The sequence below is a fragment of the Photorhabdus namnaonensis genome, assembly GCF_001684335.1.
GTDB lineage: Bacteria > Pseudomonadota > Gammaproteobacteria > Enterobacterales > Enterobacteriaceae > Photorhabdus > Photorhabdus namnaonensis.
The window spans coordinates 66,073-88,844 of sequence record NZ_LOIC01000095.1 but is presented as its reverse complement, the minus strand read 5'-3'; the positions used below and the strand labels follow the sequence as shown (position 1 = coordinate 88,844).

Genomic DNA, 22,772 nt, shown 5'->3' with positions numbered 1-22,772 from the left:
GCCCTTTGTATAAAGAGCAGCTTTTTCTATTATAAAAAACATTAAATAAATTAACTGATAATAAAAACGGCTCCTGTAAAAAGAGCCGCTTTATTATTTAAATATCAGTTCAGATGATTACTGTGCGTTACTATTGTTATGACGACGGCGTGGAGCAGATGAACCATGATCATCACCACGACCACGGAAATTGCTACGGCTTTGACCTTCACCACGACCTTCTCCACCGCGGCGTTCACCATTGAAACGACGACCACCACCATTAAAACTCTCACGATCACGGCGAGGGCCACTACCATTACCGTTACCGTTACGCCCACCACCGCGACGTTCACGGCGCTCAAATGGCTGTGCATCACCCAGTAACTGCATATTCATTGGTTTGTTCAGAATGCGGGTACGGGTAAAGTGGGACAATAAATCACCTGGCATGCCTTTTGGCAATTCAATTGTGGAATGCGTTGCAAACAATTTGATATTGCCAATATAACGGCTGCTGATATCACCTTCGTTAGCAATCGCACCAACGATATGACGAACTTCAACACCATCATCACGGCCCACTTCAATACGGTACAACTCCATTTCACCGACATCACGGCGCTCACGACGAGGACGATCACCGCGTTCGCTACGATCATCAAAGCCATTACGACGACGATCATCACGTTCATTGAATTCACGGCGAGGACGACGTACCGGATCTGGAGGCAGAATCAATGGACGCTCACCTTGCGCCATTTTCAATAATGCTGCGGCCAACGTTTCTATATCCAGATCTTCCGCAGGTTGCAATTTAGACAATAGAGTACGGTACTGATCCAGATCACTGCTTTCCAATTGCTGCTGTACATTAGCGGCAAATTTTTCCAGACGACGCTGGCTCAACAACTCAGCATTTGGCAGTTCAACTTCCGGGATAGTCAGCTTCATTGTACGTTCAACGTTACGTAACAAGCGGCGTTCACGGTTTTCTACAAACAACAACGCTCGACCAGCACGCCCGGCACGACCAGTACGGCCAATACGGTGAACATAAGATTCCGCATCCATTGGAATGTCATAGTTAACAACCAGACTGATGCGCTCAACATCCAGACCACGCGCTGCAACATCAGTTGCAATCAAAATATCCAAACGGCCATCTTTCAGACGTTCCAATGTCTGCTCACGCAGTGCCTGGTTCATATCACCATTTAGCGCCGCACTGTTGTAGCCATTACGCTCCAGTGCTTCTGCCACTTCCAACGTTGCGTTTTTAGTGCGCACAAAAATAATCGCGGCATCAAAATCCTCTGCTTCAAGGAAACGCACCAAAGCTTCATTTTTACGCATACCGTAAACAGACCAATAGCTCTGGCTGATGTCAGGACGAGTCGTTACACTCGCTTGGATACGCACTTCTTGCGGATCGTTCATAAAACGACGAGTAATGCGACGGATAGCTTCTGGCATAGTTGCAGAGAACAGCGCAGTCTGATGCTCTGCGGGGATCTGGCTCATGATGTTTTCAACATCTTCGATAAAGCCCATACGCAGCATTTCGTCTGCTTCATCCAAAACTAAGCCGCTCAGGTTAGACAGATCCAACGTACCACGCTTCAAGTGGTCCAGAAGACGCCCAGGTGTACCCACAACAATTTGTGGTCCTTGACGCAAAGCGCGTAACTGAACGTCATAACGTTGCCCGCCATACAGCGCAACAACATTCACGTTACGCATATGTTTAGAAAAATCTGCGCACGCTTCGGCTACCTGTACCGCCAGTTCACGGGTCGGCGCCAACACAAGGATCTGCGGAGCTTTCAACTCAGCATTGATGTTATGCAGTAAAGGCAGACTGAATGCCGCAGTTTTACCACTCCCCGTCTGCGCCATACCTAGTACGTCACGACCATTTAATAAATGGGGAATACATTGTTGCTGAATTGGAGATGGCTTTTCATAGCCAAGATCTTCCAGTGCAGAAAGAATAGGTGCTGATAAACCCAGATCAGCAAAAGAGATTTCAGTCTCAGTGGTCATGTAATGGTGCCTCGTTAGTTATGGCGGCCAGTCTACATAACGCATCGAAAAAAATTTCGGTCATTTTCATTTAAAATGTGAACTGGCTCAAAGTATTTAATTAAACGAACAAATAAGCCCTCATCGGTCAAGATGATGGACTTTGTTAATCGATCTCGAAATGTTCGTCAGCTATTGCTGGTCCGATTCTGATAGGTCATCTTGTTCCTGGCCTAACAGCGCCAATTCCAACAATGCATAGCGGTGCTCAACAAAGTTATGTGCGTTGTTAGCTACCGTCAGCTTGAATAACGCAGATGCGCTATCCTTGTCCCCCAGACTTAGGTAATGTTTACCTAAATAGAAGTCAGTTTCACTGAGATGCTCAGCGAGCGAAGTGTTATCCGTTGCATTCTCTTTCAAGCGGTTCATCAATGTATATTCACTAATTTTGCCTAAATAGAATTCAACTATATTCCAGCCCCATTGCCCCCGGCTCGCTTTTTCGTAGTGCTGCGACAAGTTCAACATCGCCCCTTTAGGATAAAATTCTTTTTCCACCAGGTACAACCACAGCGAACGGAAAGGATCATTTGGATCGTCTTGATAAAACGCCTGCAGATCATCCTGCGCTAACTTATACCGACCACCGTAATACAACGCGATGCCACGGTTAAGACGCGCGTAATTGTAAGTTGGATCAAGCTCTAATACAGAATCAAACGCTTCATAGGCGGCATCAAAATTGCCAGCCTGTGTGAAGTAAATTCCCAGATAATTAAAAATCTCTGGAATGTTAGGCCGAATAGATAAGGCAACAGAAAAATCATTCCGTGCCAAAGCTCTTAGCCCGAGACTATCATACAGCACACCTCTCTCATATAAAAGCTGTGCGTACTCATCTTCTGTCAATGACCGACTCGCAAGAATCTGTTCCATGCGAGCCAGAATGACTTCTTGTTGCAATGAAGGTTGTAACGGAATAGCAAAAACTTCGTTTTTACGCCAATCCTTGCTGCTGCATCCCGCCAAAAGAAGTATTGCTACAGCATAACACCAGCGCAGAAAAAGATTCATTTCCTACTCCCGAAAGTCAGACATTAATTAAGAATGCCCTATCACCCATATTGCATTTATTGGGCCTCCTGCCCTGAGTCTATAAACGGCGCTTTTTTACAAGACGCCGCTTAATAACATCAAATTTATTCTGCTGATTGTGGTGCTACTGGTGTATCCTCGGCAATTACGCCGGCTGTCGCTTCTTTAATGCTCAGGCGAACACGACCCTGGCGATCAATTTCCAGAACTTTAACTGAAACTTCCTGACCAACCTGCAAATAGTCAGCTACTTTCTCAACACGCTTATCCGCAATCTGAGAAATATGTACCAGACCTTCTTTACCACCACCGATAGCAACAAATGCGCCAAAATCAACGATGCGAGTTACTTTACCAGTGTAAACGCGGGCAACTTCGATCTCAGCGGTGATTTCTTCAATACGACTGATGGCATGTTTTGCTTTTTCACCATCAGTTGCAGCAATTTTCACTGTGCCATCATCTTCGATCTCAATGGTAGTACCGGTTTCTTCTGTCAGTGCACGGATAACTGAGCCACCTTTACCGATAACATCTTTGATCTTATCAGGATTGATCTTAATAGTGTGAATGCGTGGTGCAAATTCTGAAATTTCATTACGTGGGCTGTTGATTGCCTGTTCCATTACACTCAGGATATGCAAACGCGCACCTTTTGCCTGATTCAGAGCAATTTGCATGATTTCACGGGTGATACCTTCAATTTTGATGTCCATTTGCAGTGCGCTGATACCTTCACAGCTACCCGCAACTTTAAAATCCATGTCTCCCAAATGATCTTCATCACCCAAGATGTCAGACAGAACAACAAAATTATCGTCTTCTTTCACTAATCCCATTGCAATACCAGCAACAGCAGCTTTAATCGGCACACCTGCATCCATCAACGCAAGAGATGCACCACAAACAGACGCCATTGAAGATGAGCCGTTTGATTCCGTGATTTCAGAAACTACACGAACGGTATATGGGAATTCATGAGCTTTTGGCATGACTGCCGCCACACCACGTTTAGCCAGACGACCATGACCAATTTCACGACGTTTTGGCGAACCCATCATACCTGTTTCACCAACAGAATATGGTGGGAAGTTGTAGTGCAATAGGAAACGATCTGTGCGTTCTCCCATCAACTCGTCAATGATCTGTGCATCACGTTCTGTACCCAAAGTTGCAGTAACTAAAGCCTGAGTTTCACCACGGGTAAACAATGCAGAGCCATGCGTACGAGGCAGAACTCCAGTACGTACGTCCAATGCACGAACCATATCTTTTTCACGGCCATCAATACGTGGCTCGCCACGCAAAACACGACTACGGACAACTTTTTTCTCTAAGCTACCCAGAATCTCATGGATTTCGGCATCCTCTAAAGCTTCATCCTGTTCCAACAGCGCAGCCGTCACTTCCTCTTTGATAGCATCAACCTGAGCATAACGCTCCTGTTTCTCAGTGATACGGTAAGCATCACCCAAGCGGCTTTCTGCCAATTCAGCTACACGGTCATGCAACGCTTGATTAACAGGTTCCGGCGTCCAATCCCATTTTTCTTTACCTGCTTCCGCAGCCAATGCATTGATGTTATCAATAACCACCTGTTGTTGATCATGGCCGAATACTACCGCACCTAACATTTGCTCTTCAGTTAGGATGTCGGCTTCAGATTCAACCATCAAAACAGCACCAGCAGTACCTGAAACCACCAGATCCAAACGGCTGTTTTTCAGCTCATCACTGGTTGGGTTAAGCACATACTGATCATTAATATAACCAACGCGAGCCGCGCCAATTGGACCATTGAACGGAATACCAGATAGTGCCAGCACAGCAGAAGCGCCGATCATTGCAACAATATCTGGGTTAACTTGCGGGTTAACAGAAACAACTGTCGCTACAATCTGTACCTCGTTCAGGAAACCTTCCGGGAACAGAGGACGCAAAGGACGATCAATTAAACGAGCGACTAATGTTTCGCCTTCACCAGGACGACCTTCACGACGAAAGAAACTGCCTGGAATACGACCAGCAGCATAAGTACGCTCCTGATAGTTAACAGTCAGTGGAAAGAAATCCTGACCTTCTTTTACTTTTTTCTGACCAACAACGGTGACAAATACAGCCGTGTCATCCATATTGACCATGACAGCAGCAGTAGCCTGGCGAGCCATCATACCTGTTTCGATAGTAACGGTATGTTGACCATATTGAAATTTACGAACAATCGGATTAAGCAAAATAATATCCTTTCGTTAACATTGTCTTTTATATTCAGCAGACAACAATGAATAATCTCTTCATGCCACATCCTCGCGACTAACGACAGGTCTTACTCCCTTAAGCACTCTCATTAGCCGCGCGAACCTCTGTAACTGAAGAGCCTTAACAAAAACCACCACCAACATTTTTCGTGCTGTTACCTAATGATGGCTTCTCAGAAGAAAAGGGGCCATATATGGCCCCTTTCCACTGAAACTTGCTTGATTAGCGACGCAGGCCAAGACGCCCAATCAGCGCAGTGTAACTTGTTACATTTTTACGCTTCAGATAGTCCAACAGTTTACGACGCTGAGAAACCATGCGCAGCAGACCACGACGGCTGTGGTGATCTTTTTTGTGCTCTGAAAAGTGGCCTTGCAAGTGGTTAATCTGTGCAGTTAACAAAGCAATCTGTACTTCACTAGAACCACTGTCATTCGCATCACGACCAAATTCAGCAATAATTTGCGCTTTTGCTTCAGTACTTAGAGACATATTACAACTCCAAAAATATATAAACTAAAATTACAGGTGCCGATCTCTAATTCAGCTACCCAACATATAACTGCGCCATTCTACGCTGCAAATAAGTTAAGCGCAAGATAGCCCCAAATACCCTAATCCCGGCTTTCAACAACTAAACGACGGGGAGCAACAAGCCCATCGTCATTGATAACAGCAATGCCAATGAATTTCCGTTCATCACCTTCAGTTACACGTACCATACTTTCAACCAAAGTCGGCGATTTGGCACTGCGTACCGCCTGACCTTGTTTAAAATAAGCCGCAACTACTGGAATCAAATTAACCTCTGGGAAATGAGCAATTGCACTATCCATTGGTAATAGTAATGAATCAATTAATTCACCCACAGGTATTTCCTGATCTTTAGCCTGCTTTTGCAATTCATATAATTGCTCAAGTGTTACCATGCGATCATTGGGATAATTCGCTACCTGTAAACGTCTTAAATAAATAACATGAGCGCCACAGCCTAATAATTCACCTAAGTCATCAATAATAGTGCGAATATAAGTTCCTTTCGAACAGTGTATTTCCAATTCCAGTTCATCATCTTCCCAACGGATAAACTGTAATTCATAGACTGTAATTGGTCGTGCTTCGCGTTCTACTTCAATACCCTGACGAGCATACTCATACAACGGTTTTCCCTGATGTTTCAGTGCAGAATACATGGAAGGAATTTGCATGGTATCCCCACGGAATTTATCCAAAGCCGCATCAAGTTGAGCCTGATTTAGCAGGATTGCCCTTTCACTAATAATTTGCCCGTGTGAATCAGATGTGTCAGTTCGCTGACCAAGACGAGCTATCACTCGATAACGCTTATCAGAATCAAGTAAGAACTGGGAAAACTTTGTAGCTTCACCAAGGCAAACCGGTAGCATACCCGTTGCCAGTGGATCCAACGCGCCAGTGTGACCCGCTTTGCTGGCGTTGAAAATACGTTTTACTTTTTGTAACGCATCATTAGAAGAAATATCCTGCGGCTTATCCAGTAACAACACACCATGTATATCACGACCGCGACGACGACGCCCCATTACTTCTCCTCTTTATGATCCGCAGAAGCCCGGCGCTGTTCGTCATTCTTCACAACATTAGTAACCAGATTGGACATTCTCATCCCTTCTACCAGGGAATTATCGTAGGAGAAAGTCAGTTCTGGTACGACACGCAAACGCATTGCTTTACCCAGCAGAGAACGAATAAAACCAGAAGCTTCATTCAATGCTTTAATACCATTCTTTACCACTTCGGAATCATGTTCTTCAGTCAACACATTCAGAAAGGTGACGAATACTTTGGCATAAGCCAAATCACGGGACACTTCAACACCAGAAACAGTCGCCATACCTATTCGGGGATCTTTCACTTCTCGCTGTAAAATGATGGCAATCTCTTTTTGCATTTCCTGTGCAACACGCTGAGTACGACTGAATTCTCTTGCCATTGTTATATCTCCTGACATTTGGGGGGCAAAAGCCCCCCAATAATGAAATTAACCAGTGGTAGGAATTAAGCGATAGATCGTTTAACTTCAATAACTTCAAATACTTCGATCATGTCACCAACACGAACATCGTTGTAGTTCTTAACACCGATACCACATTCCATACCATTACGGACTTCGTTAACGTCATCTTTAAAGCGGCGAAGGGATTCCAATTCACCTTCGTAAATCACTACGTTATCACGCAACACGCGAATTGGATTATTACGTTTAATCGTACCTTCGGTCACCATACAACCTGCAACCGCGCCAAATTTCGGTGACTTAAACACATCACGAACTTCTGCTAGTCCCATGATCTGCTGTTTATATTCAGGCGCCAGCATACCACTCATTGCCTGTTTAACTTCATCAATCAGGCTATAAATAACAGAGTAATAACGCAGATCCAAGCTTTCATTTTCAACAACTCGGCGTGCGGAAGCATCGGCACGAACATTGAAGCCCAAAATAATTGCATTAGAAGCAGCAGCCAGTGTTGCATCAGTCTCAGTAATACCACCTACGCCAGAGCCGATGATTTTCACTTTCACTTCATTGGTAGACAATTGTTCCAATGCTTCGCGGATCGCTTCACATGATCCCTGAACGTCAGATTTCAGAACGATATTCAGTTCAGAAACTTCACCCTCTTCCATGTTAGCGAACATGTTTTCCAGTTTAGATTTCTGCTGGCGAGCCAGTTTGACCTCACGGAATTTACCCTGACGATACAGAGCAACCTCACGAGCTTTCTTCTCGTCACGTACAACAGTTGCTTCATCACCAGCCGCAGGTACGTTAGACAGGCCAAGAATTTCCACTGGAATAGATGGGCCTGCGGAGAACACTTCACGACCTAGCTCGTCACGCATTGCACGAACTCGTCCATATTCAAAGCCGCAAAGTACGATATCACCTTTGTTCAAAGTACCTTCTTGAACCAGTACTGTTGCCACCGGACCACGGCCTTTGTCCAAGAATGATTCGATCACAACGCCGCTTGCCATACCAGAATGGACTGCTTTTAGTTCAAGAACTTCAGCCTGAAGTAAGATTGCATCCAGCAATTCATCGATACCAATACCAGCTTTAGCAGATACATTGATAAACTGAGTTTCACCGCCCCACTCTTCAGGCTGAACACCATGCTGAGAAAGTTCATTCTTCACACGATCCGGATCAGCTTCTGGTTTGTCGATCTTGTTAACCGCAACAACCACAGGCACATTCGCTGCTTTTGCATGCTGAATAGCTTCGATAGTCTGAGGCATCACACCATCATCGGCAGCAACAACCAAGACCACGATGTCGGTAGCTTTTGCACCACGTGCACGCATTGAAGTAAATGCAGCATGCCCTGGGGTATCCAGGAAAGTAATCATGCCACTTTCAGTTTCAACATGGTAAGCACCGATATGCTGGGTAATACCACCCGCTTCACCAGAAGCAACTTTCGTAGAACGAATGTAATCCAGCAGAGAAGTTTTACCGTGGTCAACGTGACCCATGATAGTCACAACCGGCGCACGAGGTTCAGCAACCGCTTCACCTGTATCGCGGTCGCTCATCAGCGCTTCTTCCAACTCATTCTCACGACGCAGGATAACCTTATGACCCATCTCTTCAGCAACTAGCTGTGCTGTTTCCTGATCGATCACTTGGTTGATGGTTGCCATTGCGCCCATTTTCATCATGGCTTTGATGACCTGAGAACCTTTGACAGCCATTTTATTAGCCAACTCAGCAACAGTAATGGTTTCACCGATCACAACATCACGGTTAACAGCCGCTACAGGCTTATTGAAACTTTGTTGCAAGGTGCTGGTTTTACGTTGCTTGCCTTTTGTACGACCAACTGCGCGGGCTTCTTCACGATCTGCTTTAGATTCAGAATGTTTATTATTTTTCTTCTGGCGAGTAGCCTTACCGCTACGACCACGAGCACGACGATCACCTTCAACTTTCGCATCGTTTTCGTCTTCTGCCGCACGGGCATGACGGGAGGTAGTGACATGATAATCGTCGTTATCAACGGAATCTGAATCACTTGACCACTTATCCTGATTCTCTTCAGCCATACGGCGAGCTTCCTCAGCAACGCGTCTAGCTTCTTCTTCTACCTTACGGCGCATCTCTTCTTCTGCTTTACGTTTAAGATCAGCAGCTTCTGCTTCACGACGTGCTTTTTCACTCTGGGCTGGTTTTTGTTTCTGTTCGGTATGTTGATTGGTCACTTTTTCATTTTCCGCTGCCTGACGCTTAGCTTTTTCAGCTGCTTCACGTTTGGCTTTTTCTTCTGCCTCACGTTTAGCCTGCTCTTCAGCGAGTTTCTTCGCTGCTGCTTCGGCTTCGCGTTGCGCTTTTTCTTCTGCTTCGCGCCGTGCTTGCTCTTCCGCTTCACGCTTCGCCTGCTCTTCCGCTTTAGCCTGTTCAATTGCATCGCGGTTCACATATGTACGCTTTTTGCGGACCTCAACGGCTACCGGTTTGCTTTTACCATCGGTGCCTGAAACATTCAGCGTACTACGCGTCTTACGCTGCAATGTTAATTTATCGGGTTTACCAGCCGAACCGCCTTGTTCGCGGTTCAAATGTGCCAGTAAAGCTTCTTTTTCTTTCTGGGAGACAAAATCAGTTTCGGTTTTTTTAATCCCTGCATCAGCAAATTGCTGTACTAAGCGATCAACCGAAGTCTGGATCTCTTCTGCCAGTGATTTTACGGTTACATCTGTCATGCTGTTCCTTCCTGCTACGGTTTATTACGCATCATCGCCAAACCAACAGATATTTCTGGCAGCCATGATGAGCTCGCCTGTCTTCTCATCATTCAAACCTTCAATATCAGATAGGTCGTCGATACCCTGCTCGGCAAGATCTTCCAGCGTACAGATGCCACGGGCAGCCAGGTCAAATGCCAGAGTACGGTTCATACCAGTCAGATTTAACAACTCTTCGGTTGGTTGTTTATCACTGAGACTCTCTTTCTGAGCCAGTTCCAGAGTAGTTAAAGCAGCTTTCGCACGTTCACGCAGGACTTCGATAATTTCTTCATCAAGGCCTTCAATTTCCAGGAGTTCCTTAATTGGTACATAGGCCAATTCTTCCAGAGTTGAGAACCCTTCTTCGACTAGAACAGTAGCGAATTCTTCATCAATATCGAGATGCTTAGTGAATGTATCAATAGAAGCATGAGCTTCTGCCTGATGTTTTGCTTGTAGCTCTTCAGCAGTCATGACATTTAATTCCCATTTGTCATCACCACGGTGCTTTTTCAACAATTGCGCAGCGAGGCGCACATTTTGACCATTACGGCCGATAGCCTGCGCTAAGTTGTTGCTTTCAACGGCAACATCCATCGTGCACTTGTCTTCGTCAACAACAATGGATGCAACATCAGCCGGAGCCATAGCATTAATGACAAACTGAGCAGGATTATCATCCCACAGTACGATATCAATTCGTTCGCCGCCCAGTTCGCTGGAAACAGCCTGTACTCGCGCACCACGCATGCCAACACAAGCACCAACAGGATCAATACGCTTGTCATTCGTTTTTACTGCAATCTTGGCGCGAGATCCCGGATCACGGGCAGCTGCTTTAATTTCAATTAGCTCCTCGCCAATTTCCGGAACCTCAATACGGAACAGTTCAACCAGCATTTCCGGACGGGAACGGCTGACAAACAGTTGCGCACCTCGTGCTTCAGGGCGAACATCATACAATACACCACGCACACGGTCACCTGGACGGAAATTTTCCCTTGGTAACATATCTTCGCGAAGAATAACTGCTTCAGCATTATTGCCCAAATCAAGGGTGATATTCTCACGATTGACTTTCTTAACCACACTGGTGATGATCTCACCTTGCTGTTCGCGGAACTGGTCAACAACCATAGCGCGCTCAGCCTCACGTACTTTTTGTACAATAACCTGTTTAGCGGTTTGCGTTGTAATACGATCAAAGGTCACTGATTCAATTTGATCTTCGGTATAGCTCCCCAAATCGATTTCAGGCTCTTCAAATCTAGCCGCTTCCAACGTAATTTCACGAGTCGGCTGAGTCACTTCTTCAACAACTAACCAACGACGGAAGGTGTCAAAATCACCAGATTTACGGTCAATGCTGACACGAACATCAATATCTTGTTCATATTTTTTCTTGGTGGCTGTGGCCAATGCTGTTTCCAGCGCCTCGAAGATCTTTTCGCGTGGAAGGGATTTTTCGTTGGAAACCGCTTCCACAACAGCCAGAATTTCTTTATTCATCCTAGTTGCCTCATCCGAACTTTAAAAGTGGGGTACCAGGTTCGCTTTCTGGATGTTGCTCAGTGCGAACACTTCATCTTTTCCATCCACCGTAACCGTGATCATTTCGCCGTCGATAGTTTTGATAATGCCTAGCCATTTCCGACGGTTTTGCATTGCTATACGTAAGACCAGACTGACTTCCTCACCAATAAAACGCTGGTAATGTTCAGCCGTGAACAATGGACGCTCTAAGCCTGGTGAAGAAATTTCCAGGTTATAAAGCACTGAGATAGGATCTTCGACATCCAATACCGCACTGACCTGGTGGCTAACATCAGCACAATCATCAACAGTGATGCCATTCTCACTATCAATATAAATCCGCAGTGTAGAAACACGTGCACGAATAAACTCTAAGCCGACTAACTCAAAGCCTAAAGCTTCAACTGGTGCTGAAATCATCGCTGTTAATTTTTGCTCTAATGTGGACAAGCCCACCCCCAAGACATAAAAAAAGGGCTAATTAGCCCAGTAGTTCTGTTGTCAAATAACAAAAAACCCCGAAATTCGGGGCTTTATGCAACTGGACCCTATTTGCTGCCAGTGGCTTCAACCACTCACTTCATGCCCCTTTAAATCAGAATCAATATTTCAAATATTGCTGAATTATTTCGTTCAAAAAGGTGCATCTTAATTTAAGAAGTGGTTGCGGGAGCCGGATTTGAACCGACGACCTTCGGGTTATGAGCCCGACGAGCTACCATGCTGCTCCATCCCGCGTTCGAAAACGTGGCAAATATTACGCCGATAACTGCGAAAACGCAAGCTATCCGAATAATGGTACCGAGGACGGGACTTGAACCCGTAAGCCCTAGTGTGGGCACTACCACCTCAAGGTAGCGTGTCTACCAATTTCACCACCTCGGCACTACGTGAGGCTATCGCTGATTAAACAGCCCCATCTCAATTCTTTCTTGTGATGATTACTGCGGAATATCACTATTTGGTGCTGCTGGCGCCGCGGGAATCTCCGTTGATTTCTCGACTTTAGCAGGCTCACCAATGTTTTCCCACTTGCTGCTTGTACCGGTTTGATTACTGGTCAGATTACCAAGTACCAGACTAATAACGAAAAACAGGGTAGCGAAAATCGCTGTCATACGGGTCATAAAATTACCAGAACCGGATGAACCAAACAGCGTCGCAGAGGCGCCGGCACCAAAAGAAGCACCCATATCAGCACCTTTACCTTGCTGTAGCATAACCAAGGCAACTAGCCCGATAGCAACCAGCAAGAAAACAACCAAAAGAGCTGCATGCATATGTCGTACCTCCTCATGGGGTTTACCACAATCTACGTGGTTACCTTTATACCTCATCACCCACTCAAACAGCTAATCACCTGAGCGAGTGGGTCTGAATACTAACCAAACCACATCTGATACGCAAGATTAATTTCAATAATCAGAATCACTTGAGGAAAAAAACAACAAATTAACCCGCGTGTTTCACTGCGTCAGCAATACGATGAGCCAAGGCCGTGACTTGCACATCATCTTCACCCTCTACCATGACACGAATCAATGGCTCAGTACCTGATTTACGTAACAATACCCGTCCACGACCATTTAATTCCGCTTCAACAGATTTAGTAATATTAATTACATTTTCCGATTTAAGTGGATCGTGTGAACCGGAGAAACGAACATTTACCAGTACCTGTGGCAAAAGTTTCATACCACTACACAAATCGTGCAAACTCATATGGTTACGCACCATAGCACTCAGAACCTGAAGGCCAGCGACAATGCCGTCACCCGTAGTTGTTTTATCCAATAAGATGACATGACCAGAATTTTCAGCACCTAAACGCCAGCCTTCTTCCTGCAATTTTTCCAGCACATAACGGTCACCCACTTTAGCACGCAAGAACGGGATACCAAGCTGCTTCAATGCCAGCTCCAATCCCATATTACTCATCAGCGTACCAACAACACCACCACGCAGTTGCCCTTGTCTCAATGCTTCACGGGCAATGATATAAAGGATCTGGTCGCCATCAACTTTCTGTCCCAAATGATCAACCATAATAACGCGATCACCATCACCATCGAATGCCAGACCAACATCAGCCTTCTCTTCTACAACGCGTTGCTGCAATAAACGAACATCAGTAGCACCACATTTTTCATTAATATTGATACCGTTCGGCTCACAGCCAATCGTCACAACATCAGCCCCCAGTTCTCTGAGTACGTTTGGGGCAATGTGGTAAGTCGCACCATTAGCGCAATCAAGTACAATTTTCAATCCATTAAGACTTTGCTCACTTGGAAATGTACCTTTGCAGAATTCAATATAACGACCCGCAGCATCCACAATACGATTTGCACGTCCCAACTCTGCGGACTCCACGCAAGTCAGTGGCTTTTCCATTTCAGCCTCAATTGCCTCTTCCACATCATCCGGCAGTTTCGTACCGTCAATAGAGAAGAATTTAATACCATTATCATAATAAGGATTATGAGAAGCAGAGATAACAATTCCAGCTTCAGCACGGAAAGTACGAGTCAAATAAGCAACAGCAGGTGTTGGCATGGGACCAGTGAACGAAGCCGACAAACCAGCCGCAGCTAAACCTGCTTCTAAAGAAGATTCCAGCATATAGCCAGAAATACGGGTATCCTTACCGATAATGATCTTACGAGAACCGTGACGAGCCAGTACTTTACCCGCAGCCCAACCAAGCTTTAACACAAAATCTGGCGTAATTGGGCTATTGCCCACTTTGCCACGGATACCATCAGTACCAAAGTATTTGCGGTTACTCATAATTTCTTTTCTTCCTTTGCTGAAAGTGTTGCTTCGACAATTTGCATTGCCTGCACGGTTTCTTTGACATCATGTACCCGGATAATTTGCGCTCCTTGCATAGAAGCGATAACAGCGCAAGCTACACTACCAACAACCCTTTCTTGTGGCGGTACATGAAGCAACTGACCTATCATAGATTTACGTGACATTCCTGCCAGCACAGGTAAACCAAATTGATGAAATTGGTTTAAATGTGCCAGTAACTGATAATTATGCGTCAAGTTCTTACCAAAACCGAAGCCTGGATCAAGAACAAGTTTATCTTTTGCTATCCCTGCCATCACACAACGTTCAATTTGCTCAGTAAAAAATTGTTTCACTTCACTTAACAAATTTTCATAATGTGGCGCATCCTGCATTGTCCGTGGTTGGCCCTTCATATGCATCAAACAAACGGGTAAACCAGATTTAGCCGCGCTTTCCAAAGCACCAGGCTCTTGCAATGCACGAATATCATTAATCAAATGGGCGCCAGCTTTTGCTGACTCACTCATCACCAATGCTTTCGAGGTATCAACAGAAATCCAAATATTAAATCGTTGAGCTAAAGCTTCAACAACCGGAACAACACGCTCTACTTCTTCCTGTTCACTGACTTCATCAGCTCCTGGACGGGTAGATTCCCCACCGATATCAATGATCGCAGCTCCTTCATTAATCATCTTTTCAGCATGTCGTAAAGCCATATCCAGAGTATTATGAGCACCACCATCAGAAAATGAATCTGGAGTCACATTCAAAATACCCATTATTTGTGGGCGAGAAAGGTTGAGAACATTATCTCTGGCTCTGAGTTTCATGTTTGGGCTACCTTCAATGTCAAAACCCCAGGACTTACCTGGGGTTTCATAAATATATCAATCAGACTACGAAACAATGGAACAATTACTGATCTTTATTTCCTGACTGCCCTACTTGTTCACCACCTTGCGCCAATGTATTGATATCACCAGTTGGTTTTGTAGCCTGCGGAGGAGGTGTATTACCTGTTGGGCGACTGTTATTATTGCTGCCATTATCGCTTTCCCATCCAGCTGGTGGACGCACATTCGTACGATTCATTAAGTCGTCAATCTGGGGGGCATCAATAGTTTCGTACTTCATCAATGCATCTTTCATCGAATGTAGAATATCAAGGTTGTCCATCAGAATCTGACGAGCACGCTGATAGTTATGATCGATAATTGCCTTCACTTCCTGATCGATAAGACGAGCAGTTTCATCAGACATGTGCTTAGCTTTAGCAACTGAACGACCAAGGAACACTTCTCCTTCTTCCTCTGCATAGAGTAATGGGCCGAGTTTTTCTGAGAAACCCCACTGCGTTACCATGTTACGGGCAATTGATGTCGCCACTTTGATATCGTTAGATGCGCCAGTAGAAACGCTGTCTGGACCGTAAATAATTTCTTCCGCCAGACGACCTCCATATAAGGTTGAAATCTGGCTTTCCAACTTCTGACGACTAGCGCTGATCTGATCGCCTTCCGGTAGGAAAAAAGTCACACCCAAAGCGCGACCACGCGGAATAATGGTAACTTTATGAACAGGATCATGCTCAGGAACCAAGCGGCCAATAATGGCATGGCCTGCTTCATGATAAGCAGTTGATTCTTTTTGCTCTTCCGTCATCACCATAGAGCGGCGTTCTGCGCCCATCATGATTTTGTCTTTCGCTTTTTCGAATTCAACCATAGAAACTACGCGTCTGTTACCACGAGCTGCAAACAAAGCAGCTTCGTTCACCAGGTTAGCCAAATCAGCGCCAGAGAATCCCGGAGTACCGCGAGCAATGACAGAAGCATCAACATCAGTATCCAGAGGAACCCGGCGCATATGAACTTTCAGAATCTGCTCGCGACCACGTACGTCTGGCAAACCAACAACAACCTGACGGTCAAAACGGCCAGGACGCAACAAGGCAGGATCAAGTACGTCGGGGCGGTTAGTCGCGGCAATAACGATAATACCTTCGTTGCCTTCAAAACCATCCATCTCAACCAGCATCTGGTTCAGAGTCTGCTCACGTTCATCGTGACCGCCACCCAAACCAGCACCACGCTGACGGCCCACCGCATCAATCTCATCAATAAAGATGATACAAGGTGCTGCCTTCTTCGCCTGCTCGAACATATCACGAACACGGGATGCACCAACACCAACAAACATTTCAACGAAGTCAGAACCGGAGATAGTAAAGAATGGCACCTTCGCTTCACCCGCAATCGCTTTTGCCAGCAAAGTCTTACCCGTACCCGGAGGCCCGACCATTAGAATACCTTTCGGGATTTTTCCACCCAACTTCTGGAAGCGGCCTGGCTCTCGCAGATATTCCACCAGTTCACCAACTTCTTCTTTCGCTTCGTCACAACCAGCAACATCAGCAAAAGTGGTTTTAATCTGATCTTCTGTCAGCATACGGGCCTTGCTTTTACCGAAAGACATTGCCCCTTTACCGCCGCCGCCCTGCATCTGACGCATAAAGAAAATCCAGACCCCAATAAGCAATAACATCGGGAACCAGGAAATGAAAATAGAAGTTAGCAGACTTGGCTCCTCTGGGGGTTCACCAACCACTTTTACGTTTTTATTCAGTAACGTATCTAACAGTTTTTCATCCTGTACTGGTAGGTAAGTGGTGTATCTGCTGTTATCTTTCCTACTAACATTAATTTCACGACCTGTGATACGAACTTCGCGCACCTGATCCTGGGCTAATTCATTGATGAAGGTAGAATAATCCACCCTACGACTATTGGAATCGCTGGGACCAAAACTCTGGAATAACGACATCAGCACAACTGCGATAACTAACCAGAGAATCAGGTTTTTCGCCATGTCACTCAAGGGATTAACCTCATATTACAACTGTGTTAACAAATAGCATTCAGGGTACTATAGTTTCCGCCCTGTCGCTACAATGTATACTTCACGCGATCGTGCCCGCGAAGCGTCCGGCTTACGAATTTTCACGTTCGTAAATAGGGAGCGAATTTCCCTCAGGTATTCATCAAAGCCTTCTCCCTGAAACACTTTGACAATAAAACTCCCCCCGGGGGCCAGCACATCACGACACATATCTAACGCCAATTCAACCAGATACATGGATCGAGGAATATCGACCGCAGGTGTTCCGCTCATATTGGGCGCCATATCCGACATGACGACCTGGACTTTGTTATCACCAACTCGCTCAAGCAATGCTTTCAATACAAGTTCATCACGAAAATCACCCTGAAGGAAATCGACGCCAACAATGGGATCCATCGGTAAAAGATCACAGGCAATCACTCGCCCATTATCATTAATTTGACTCACTGCGTACTGAGACCATCCACCAGGAGCTGCGCCTAAATCGACAACGGTCATGCCAGGCTTAAAAACTTTGTCACTTTGTTGAATTTCATCAAGTTTAAACCAAGCGCGAGAACGAAGCCCTTTTTTCTGTGCTTGCAGAACATATTTATCACTAAAGTGTTCTTGTAACCAGCGACTGGAGCTTGCCGAACGTTTTTTATTGGCCATTGTCCTTTCCAACTACACTACGAATAAAGAGCCAGATATCTATTGCTCCATACACCAAAACCACAACACACTATTTATGGTGATAGAGATGAGATGGCGGTAGAATGTCCCGTTTTCAATCCTAACTAAGCAAAAAAACAATGACCCTTAACAAAAAACAAGTACAACACCTGAGAAGTCTCGCTCACCCGCTAAAACCTGTCGTTATGATTGGTAATAACGGCCTGACTGAGGGTGTGTTGGCCGAAATTGAGCAAACATTGTCACACCATGAGCTTATCAAAGTCAAAATCGCAGGCGAAGATCGTGAAACCAAAAATTTGATCGCCGATGCAATTGTCCGCGAGACCGGTGCATATAATGTGCAAATTATCGGTAAAATCCTAGTTCTTTACCGCCAATCGGAAGAACGCAAAATTATTTTACCTAAATAATCAAACCTCATTTATATAAAATTCCGTGCGTATACCATGATAAAAAAGGCCAGATATGGCCTTTTTTACTTTCTCCACGATCCTTGTGCAACTTTATCTAACGTAAATCAATAGCAACAGGCCAATCCTGAAGTTAAATATATTCAACTTTCAGGATTTCATATTCAACTTCACCACCCGGTGTTTTGATAATAACAACGTCATCAACTTCTTTACCTATCAAACCTCTGGCAATTGGTGAATTCACTGAGATTAAATTTTCTTTAATATCTGCTTCATCGTCACCCACAATCCGGTAAGTCTGCTCTTCATCAGTATTAACATTCAAAACCGTAACTGTAGTCCCAAAAATAACACGTCCAGTCTTGGGCATTTTCGTGACATCAATCACCTGTGCATTAGAAAGCTTAGCTTCGATTTCCTGAATACGGCCTTCGCAGAAACCTTGTTGTTCACGAGCAGCATGATATTCAGCGTTTTCTTTCAGATCACCATGTTCACGTGCTTCAGCAATGTCTGAAATAATTTTTGGACGGCGTACGTTCTTTAGATAATCTAACTCTTCGCGCAACTTATCCGCGCCACGTACCGTCATTGGAATCTGTTTCATTTATTAATCCTCTAAATCTTTCCTGAGCAAAAAACAAGCATCATCCTGATGTTTTCAGATAACAGCACAATGAGCACACCTTGTCGGGCGGGCTTACAGACAATAAACAATAGTGCAAACTACAGAGCTACCCGGAGTTCACAATCATATTTTACATATTAATATATCATTCTAACGTAGACTTGATGATGGGTCATCGTTTACTTTTCCCCACTTTGCACCTTAGTATTGTGGTACGTCTACATCCATATGCGAAATTTATGTCCTTCTTTAAAATTGCCAGCAGATTAGTTTACGTTACCACTCTGTATTTAATTACACCCAACGCAAACGCCACACCCGTTGAGGAATATACGCAATATCTGCCTGATGGTACTAATCTGGCGTTAATCGCTCAAAAAGTTGGCGCCAATACCCCGTTAATTGATTATCACGGGCAGCAAATGGCTCTACCAGCGAGTACGCTGAAAGTTGTCACAGCTCTTGCAGCATTGTTACAACTGGGTAAAGATTATCGCTTTATCACCACGCTGGAAAGCCACGGAAAAATTTCAAACGGCGTCCTGAGAGGAAATTTGATCGCTCGTTTTGTAGGAGATCCAACACTGACCCGTCAACAACTTCGCAATATGGTCACCGTTTTGAAACAATCTGGTGTGGAAAAAATTGACGGCAATCTTCTGATAGATGTTTCCGCCTTTGCCAGCCACGATAAAGCTCCCGGTTGGGTATGGAATGACATGACCCAATGTTTCAGTGCTCCCCCTGCTGCCGCAATTGTAGATCGAAACTGTTTTTCAGTTTCGCTATATAGTGCTGAACATCCCGGTGATACTGCATTTATCCGCGTAGCATCTTTTTATCCCGTAAATATGTTCAGTGAAGTTAAGACGTTGGCAAAAGGCTCTCCTGAAAGCCAATACTGCGAACTGGACATCGTTCCTGGGGAACTGAACCGTTTTACTCTTACCGGATGCCTTACTCAACGCAGTGAACCATTGCCACTGGCTTTCGCAATTCAAAATGGCGCCAGCTATGCAGGGGCAATTCTTAAAAATGAATTGCAAATTGCAGGAATTGAAATCACAGGTAATCTCAAACGCCAAAGTTTACCAACTGAACCGGGAAAAGTTCTGGCTAAAAATCAATCGGCACCATTACATGATCTGCTGAAAGTCATGCTAAAAAAATCTGACAATATGATTGCTGATACCGTATTTCGGACAATAGGCCGAGAACACTTTGATATACCAGGAACCTGGCGTTCAGGTTCTGATGCGGTACGGCAAGTGTTAAAACAAAAAGCAGGCATCGACCTAGGAAATACAGTGATGGTAGATGGCTCAGGATTATCCCGCCATAATCTGATTACTCCAGCAACTATGATGGAAGTATTACAGTTTATTGCTCAACATGATCAAGAATTAGATTTTATTTCCATGCTGCCATTGGCGGGTCATGACGGCACATTAAGATACCGGGGAGGACTGGATGAAGCAGGAGTAAACGGAAAAGTTTCGGCTAAAACCGGTGCCCTGCAAGGAGTTTATAACTTGGCTGGCTTTATAACCACTGCTAGCGGTCAACAAGTTGCTTTCGTGCAATTTATTTCTGCTTACGCCGTACCGCCAAAAGAACATCGCAACCGTCGGGCTCCTTTGATTCGATTCGAAAGCAGACTGTATAAAGATTTATACCAAAGCAACTGATAAAATTGGCGCCACAAATATGGCGCCCTTAATTATGATGAGAAAGTAAAAGAATCAGCGTTTATAAATAACCTCAACGCCTTCGTCGTCATCTTCGTCCCAATCGTCATCCCAGTCATCGTCCACTTCCGAAACCTGTTCCAATTGCTTCTTATGATAGTCATCCCACATAAATTCAACTTTCTCAGGCTGAGATTCACCGTCTGCTGTACTCATATTACGAGGCTGAGTTTTCATAAACTCCATAATATCCCAGCAAAGCGCTTTAACTCCTAGGTGATTTATCGCTGAGATCATATAAAAGTCGCCTTCCCACCCCAATTCATCAGCAATAGCTTGGGCTCGCTGTTTGGCTTCTTCTGAATCCAACAGATCAACTTTATTAAATACCAACCAACGTGGTTTTGCTGCCAATTTTTCACTGTATTGCTGTAGCTCGTTGACAATAATTCGAGCATTTTCAACAGGATCTGATTCATCAATAGGGCAAATATCAATTAAATGCAGCAGTACCCGGCAACGTTCCAAATGTTTCAAGAAACGAATACCCAAACCAGCGCCATCGGAAGCACCTTCAATGAGTCCTGGAATATCAGCCACAACGAAACTTTGTTCGTTATCCATCCTTACTACACCCAAGCTTGGTACCAGAGTAGTAAATGGATAATCTGCAACTTTTGGTTTAGCAGCAGAAACAGCTCGGATAAACGTGGATTTTCCCGCATTTGGCATCCCCAGCATACCAACATCTGCCAACAGCATCAGTTCCAACATCAATTCGCGGGTTTCACCTGAAGTTCCCATTGTTTTTTGACGAGGAGCCCGGTTCACAGAAGATTTAAAGCGGGTATTGCCAAGCCCGTGGAATCCACCTTTCGCAACCATTAAACGCTGTTCATGACGAATCATATCGCCAAGAACCTCACCGGTTACCGCATCACGGACACGCGTCCCAACAGGGACTTTAATCGTGATATCCTGACCACGCTTGCCAGTACAACCACGGCTTTGACCATTTTGTCCACGCTCCGCTCGAAAGGATTTTTCAAAACGATAGTCAATCAGTGTATTGAGATTTTCATCTGCTAGCAGATAGACATCCCCACCATCCCCACCATCCCCACCGTCTGGCCCACCTTTCGGAATATATTTTTCACGACGGAAGCTGACACAACCATTGCCACCATCCCCCGCAACAACCAGTATTCTGGCTTCATCTACAAATTTCATATTTTTTCTCCGTACGATAGCCATTACAGTGCTGGACGGCCGTGTTACCCAGAGATGGCGTACTTTAGAATATAAAAAGCCCCGCAACACATGCAGGGCTTCTGATTCGGTTTATAACTCGAAAAACTTATTCAGCTTCGATGCTGATAAATTTGCGGTTTTTCGGGCCTTTAACTTCGAATTTAACTTTCCCATCAGCTAATGCGAACAGGGTGTGATCGCGACCACAACCAACGTTACTGCCAGCGTGGAATTTAGTGCCACGTTGACGAACAATGATGCTGCCTGCTAATACAGACTCGCCACCAAAACGTTTTACACCCAGACGTTTACTTTCAGAATCGCGGCCATTACGAGTTGAGCCGCCAGCCTTTTTGTGTGCCATTAATCTGCTCTCCTAAATCTTAAGCGATGCCAGTGATTTTAACATCGGTGAACCACTGACGGTGGCCTTGCTGCTTACGGCTGTGTTTACGACGACGAAATTTAACGATTTTAATTTTCTCGCCACGACCGTGGGCAACGACTTCAGCTTTGATTTTAACGCCTTCAACGACAGGAGCGCCGATTTTAATGTCATCACCATTAGCGACCATCAGAACCTGGTCAAACTCAACAGTTTCACCCGTTGCGATGTCCAGCTTTTCCAGGCGAATTGTTTGACCTTCGCTGACTCGGTGTTGTTTACCACCACTTTGGAAAACCGCGTACATATAAACTCCGCTTTCCGCACGCCCCCTTAAATATCATTCCAGAGCGCGCTAT

The 22,772-nt window shown here is 45.0% G+C and carries 21 protein-coding genes and 2 tRNA genes; 2 read left to right on the top strand and 21 right to left on the bottom strand.

All coding sequences use genetic code 11. The features are described 5' to 3' along the window. Window positions 1-117: 117 nt before the first annotated feature. From Phpb_RS21815 to rlmE, 17 genes are all read right to left on the bottom strand, one after another. On the bottom strand, window positions 118-2,025 hold the full coding sequence (locus tag Phpb_RS21815; protein ID WP_036776501.1) for a DEAD/DEAH family ATP-dependent RNA helicase: 1,908 nt from the start codon (window positions 2,023-2,025) through the stop codon (window positions 118-120). Then, a complete protein-coding gene (yrbN, locus tag Phpb_RS27625; protein ID WP_350385507.1) occupies window positions 2,015-2,089 on the bottom strand; it encodes a protein YrbN in 75 nt (24 codons plus the stop codon). Before yrbN ends, Phpb_RS21815 begins: the two co-directional genes overlap by 11 nt. 107 nt (window positions 2,090-2,196) lie before the next feature. After that, the gene (gene nlpI / locus Phpb_RS21810) at window positions 2,197-3,081 is read right to left on the bottom strand and encodes a lipoprotein NlpI (protein WP_065392191.1); all 885 of its coding nucleotides are present in this window, start codon (window positions 3,079-3,081) and stop codon (window positions 2,197-2,199) included. 125 nt (window positions 3,082-3,206) lie between these two features. Next, window positions 3,207-5,336 carry a polyribonucleotide nucleotidyltransferase gene (gene pnp, locus Phpb_RS21805; RefSeq protein WP_065392190.1) on the bottom strand — a complete coding sequence of 710 codons (2,130 nt, stop codon included), beginning with the start codon at window positions 5,334-5,336 and terminating at the stop codon, window positions 3,207-3,209. Window positions 5,337-5,583: 247 nt separating this feature from the next. Continuing rightward, window positions 5,584-5,853, bottom strand: a complete 270-nt coding sequence (gene rpsO, locus Phpb_RS21800; RefSeq protein ID WP_015836102.1) for a 30S ribosomal protein S15 — start codon at window positions 5,851-5,853, stop codon at window positions 5,584-5,586. 122 nt (window positions 5,854-5,975) lie between these two features. After that, window positions 5,976-6,923 (bottom strand): tRNA pseudouridine(55) synthase TruB, encoded by a 948-nt coding sequence (gene truB, locus Phpb_RS21795; protein ID WP_065392189.1) that lies wholly within the window; start codon window positions 6,921-6,923, stop codon window positions 5,976-5,978. Next, complete coding sequence (gene rbfA, locus Phpb_RS21790; protein ID WP_036776512.1) at window positions 6,923-7,333, bottom strand: 30S ribosome-binding factor RbfA; 411 nt, start codon at window positions 7,331-7,333, stop codon at window positions 6,923-6,925. The genes truB and rbfA overlap by 1 nt, the downstream gene beginning before the upstream one ends. Before the next feature lie 65 nt (window positions 7,334-7,398). Further along, window positions 7,399-10,110: a translation initiation factor IF-2 gene (infB, locus tag Phpb_RS21785; protein WP_065392188.1), complete on the bottom strand. Its 2,712-nt coding sequence runs from the start codon at window positions 10,108-10,110 to the stop codon at window positions 7,399-7,401. A 24-nt stretch (window positions 10,111-10,134) separates the two neighbouring features. Beyond that, a complete protein-coding gene (gene nusA / locus Phpb_RS21780) occupies window positions 10,135-11,643 on the bottom strand; it encodes a transcription termination factor NusA (RefSeq protein WP_065392187.1) in 1,509 nt (502 codons plus the stop codon). Window positions 11,644-11,664: 21 nt separating this feature from the next. Then, window positions 11,665-12,117 (bottom strand): ribosome maturation factor RimP, encoded by a 453-nt coding sequence (gene rimP, locus Phpb_RS21775; protein WP_065392186.1) that lies wholly within the window; start codon window positions 12,115-12,117, stop codon window positions 11,665-11,667. A 211-nt stretch (window positions 12,118-12,328) separates the two neighbouring features. Then, window positions 12,329-12,405, bottom strand: a tRNA-Met gene (locus Phpb_RS21770). A gap of 58 nt (window positions 12,406-12,463) precedes the next feature. Continuing rightward, a tRNA-Leu gene (locus Phpb_RS21765) sits at window positions 12,464-12,552 on the bottom strand. A gap of 56 nt (window positions 12,553-12,608) precedes the next feature. Further along, window positions 12,609-12,947 (bottom strand): preprotein translocase subunit SecG, encoded by a 339-nt coding sequence (gene secG / locus Phpb_RS21760; protein ID WP_065392185.1) that lies wholly within the window; start codon window positions 12,945-12,947, stop codon window positions 12,609-12,611. 172 nt (window positions 12,948-13,119) lie between these two features. Then, window positions 13,120-14,457, bottom strand: coding sequence for a phosphoglucosamine mutase (gene glmM, locus Phpb_RS21755; protein ID WP_065392184.1), 1,338 nt, complete (start codon window positions 14,455-14,457; stop codon window positions 13,120-13,122). Then, entirely contained in the window at window positions 14,454-15,299 is an 846-nt protein-coding gene (gene folP, locus Phpb_RS21750) for a dihydropteroate synthase (RefSeq protein WP_065392183.1), read from the bottom strand. The genes glmM and folP overlap by 4 nt, the downstream gene beginning before the upstream one ends. 85 nt (window positions 15,300-15,384) lie before the next feature. Beyond that, complete coding sequence (gene ftsH, locus Phpb_RS21745; protein WP_036810131.1) at window positions 15,385-17,346, bottom strand: ATP-dependent zinc metalloprotease FtsH; 1,962 nt, start codon at window positions 17,344-17,346, stop codon at window positions 15,385-15,387. Between the two features lie 48 nt (window positions 17,347-17,394). Then, entirely contained in the window at window positions 17,395-18,024 is a 630-nt protein-coding gene (gene rlmE, locus Phpb_RS21740) for a 23S rRNA (uridine(2552)-2'-O)-methyltransferase RlmE (protein WP_036776528.1), read from the bottom strand. 140 nt (window positions 18,025-18,164) lie between these two features. Here rlmE and yhbY point away from each other — a divergent pair, with 140 nt between their 5' ends. Beyond that, window positions 18,165-18,458, top strand: coding sequence for a ribosome assembly RNA-binding protein YhbY (yhbY, locus tag Phpb_RS21735; protein WP_036776529.1), 294 nt, complete (start codon window positions 18,165-18,167; stop codon window positions 18,456-18,458). A 133-nt stretch (window positions 18,459-18,591) separates the two neighbouring features. Here yhbY and greA read toward each other — a convergent pair whose 3' ends face one another. After that, a complete protein-coding gene (greA, locus tag Phpb_RS21730) occupies window positions 18,592-19,068 on the bottom strand; it encodes a transcription elongation factor GreA (protein WP_036776530.1) in 477 nt (158 codons plus the stop codon). 260 nt (window positions 19,069-19,328) lie between these two features. Here greA and dacB point away from each other — a divergent pair, with 260 nt between their 5' ends. Beyond that, on the top strand, window positions 19,329-20,777 hold the full coding sequence (dacB, locus tag Phpb_RS21725) for a serine-type D-Ala-D-Ala carboxypeptidase (RefSeq protein WP_065392182.1): 1,449 nt from the start codon (window positions 19,329-19,331) through the stop codon (window positions 20,775-20,777). Window positions 20,778-20,831: 54 nt separating this feature from the next. On the opposite strand, the gene cgtA is transcribed toward dacB, so the two are convergent. The 3 genes from cgtA to rplU all read right to left on the bottom strand — a co-directional run bounded on the left by cgtA (window position 20,832) and on the right by rplU (window position 22,720). Further along, on the bottom strand, window positions 20,832-22,007 hold the full coding sequence (gene cgtA, locus Phpb_RS21720; RefSeq protein ID WP_065392181.1) for an Obg family GTPase CgtA: 1,176 nt from the start codon (window positions 22,005-22,007) through the stop codon (window positions 20,832-20,834). A gap of 127 nt (window positions 22,008-22,134) precedes the next feature. Then, window positions 22,135-22,392: a 50S ribosomal protein L27 gene (rpmA, locus tag Phpb_RS21715; protein WP_015836118.1), complete on the bottom strand. Its 258-nt coding sequence runs from the start codon at window positions 22,390-22,392 to the stop codon at window positions 22,135-22,137. 19 nt (window positions 22,393-22,411) lie between these two features. Then, window positions 22,412-22,720: a 50S ribosomal protein L21 gene (rplU, locus tag Phpb_RS21710; RefSeq protein ID WP_011148618.1), complete on the bottom strand. Its 309-nt coding sequence runs from the start codon at window positions 22,718-22,720 to the stop codon at window positions 22,412-22,414. Window positions 22,721-22,772: the final 52 nt, after the last annotated feature.

Excerpts from the sequence above, each read along its gene's own strand:
- rlmE (WP_036776528.1), bottom strand. The coding sequence starts at position 18,024 with ATGGCCAATAAAAAACGTTCGGCAAGCTCCAGTCGCTGGTTACAAGAA.
- glmM (WP_065392184.1), bottom strand. The coding sequence starts at position 14,457 with ATGAGTAACCGCAAATACTTTGGTACTGATGGTATCCGTGGCAAAGTG.
- Phpb_RS21815 (WP_036776501.1), bottom strand. The coding sequence starts at position 2,025 with ATGACCACTGAGACTGAAATCTCTTTTGCTGATCTGGGTTTATCAGCA.
- yhbY (WP_036776529.1), top strand. The coding sequence starts at position 18,165 with ATGACCCTTAACAAAAAACAAGTACAACACCTGAGAAGTCTCGCTCAC.
- rpsO (WP_015836102.1), bottom strand. The coding sequence starts at position 5,853 with ATGTCTCTAAGTACTGAAGCAAAAGCGCAAATTATTGCTGAATTTGGT.
- folP (WP_065392183.1), bottom strand. The coding sequence starts at position 15,299 with ATGAAACTCAGAGCCAGAGATAATGTTCTCAACCTTTCTCGCCCACAA.
- nusA (WP_065392187.1), bottom strand. The coding sequence starts at position 11,643 with ATGAATAAAGAAATTCTGGCTGTTGTGGAAGCGGTTTCCAACGAAAAA.
- secG (WP_065392185.1), bottom strand. The coding sequence starts at position 12,947 with ATGCATGCAGCTCTTTTGGTTGTTTTCTTGCTGGTTGCTATCGGGCTA.
- rbfA (WP_036776512.1), bottom strand. The coding sequence starts at position 7,333 with ATGGCAAGAGAATTCAGTCGTACTCAGCGTGTTGCACAGGAAATGCAA.
- greA (WP_036776530.1), bottom strand. The coding sequence starts at position 19,068 with ATGAAACAGATTCCAATGACGGTACGTGGCGCGGATAAGTTGCGCGAA.
- rpmA (WP_015836118.1), bottom strand. The coding sequence starts at position 22,392 with ATGGCACACAAAAAGGCTGGCGGCTCAACTCGTAATGGCCGCGATTCT.
- truB (WP_065392189.1), bottom strand. The coding sequence starts at position 6,923 with ATGGGGCGTCGTCGTCGCGGTCGTGATATACATGGTGTGTTGTTACTG.
- cgtA (WP_065392181.1), bottom strand. The coding sequence starts at position 22,007 with ATGAAATTTGTAGATGAAGCCAGAATACTGGTTGTTGCGGGGGATGGT.
- infB (WP_065392188.1), bottom strand. The coding sequence starts at position 10,110 with ATGACAGATGTAACCGTAAAATCACTGGCAGAAGAGATCCAGACTTCG.
- rplU (WP_011148618.1), bottom strand. The coding sequence starts at position 22,720 with ATGTACGCGGTTTTCCAAAGTGGTGGTAAACAACACCGAGTCAGCGAA.
- nlpI (WP_065392191.1), bottom strand. The coding sequence starts at position 3,081 with ATGAATCTTTTTCTGCGCTGGTGTTATGCTGTAGCAATACTTCTTTTG.
- dacB (WP_065392182.1), top strand. The coding sequence starts at position 19,329 with ATGTCCTTCTTTAAAATTGCCAGCAGATTAGTTTACGTTACCACTCTG.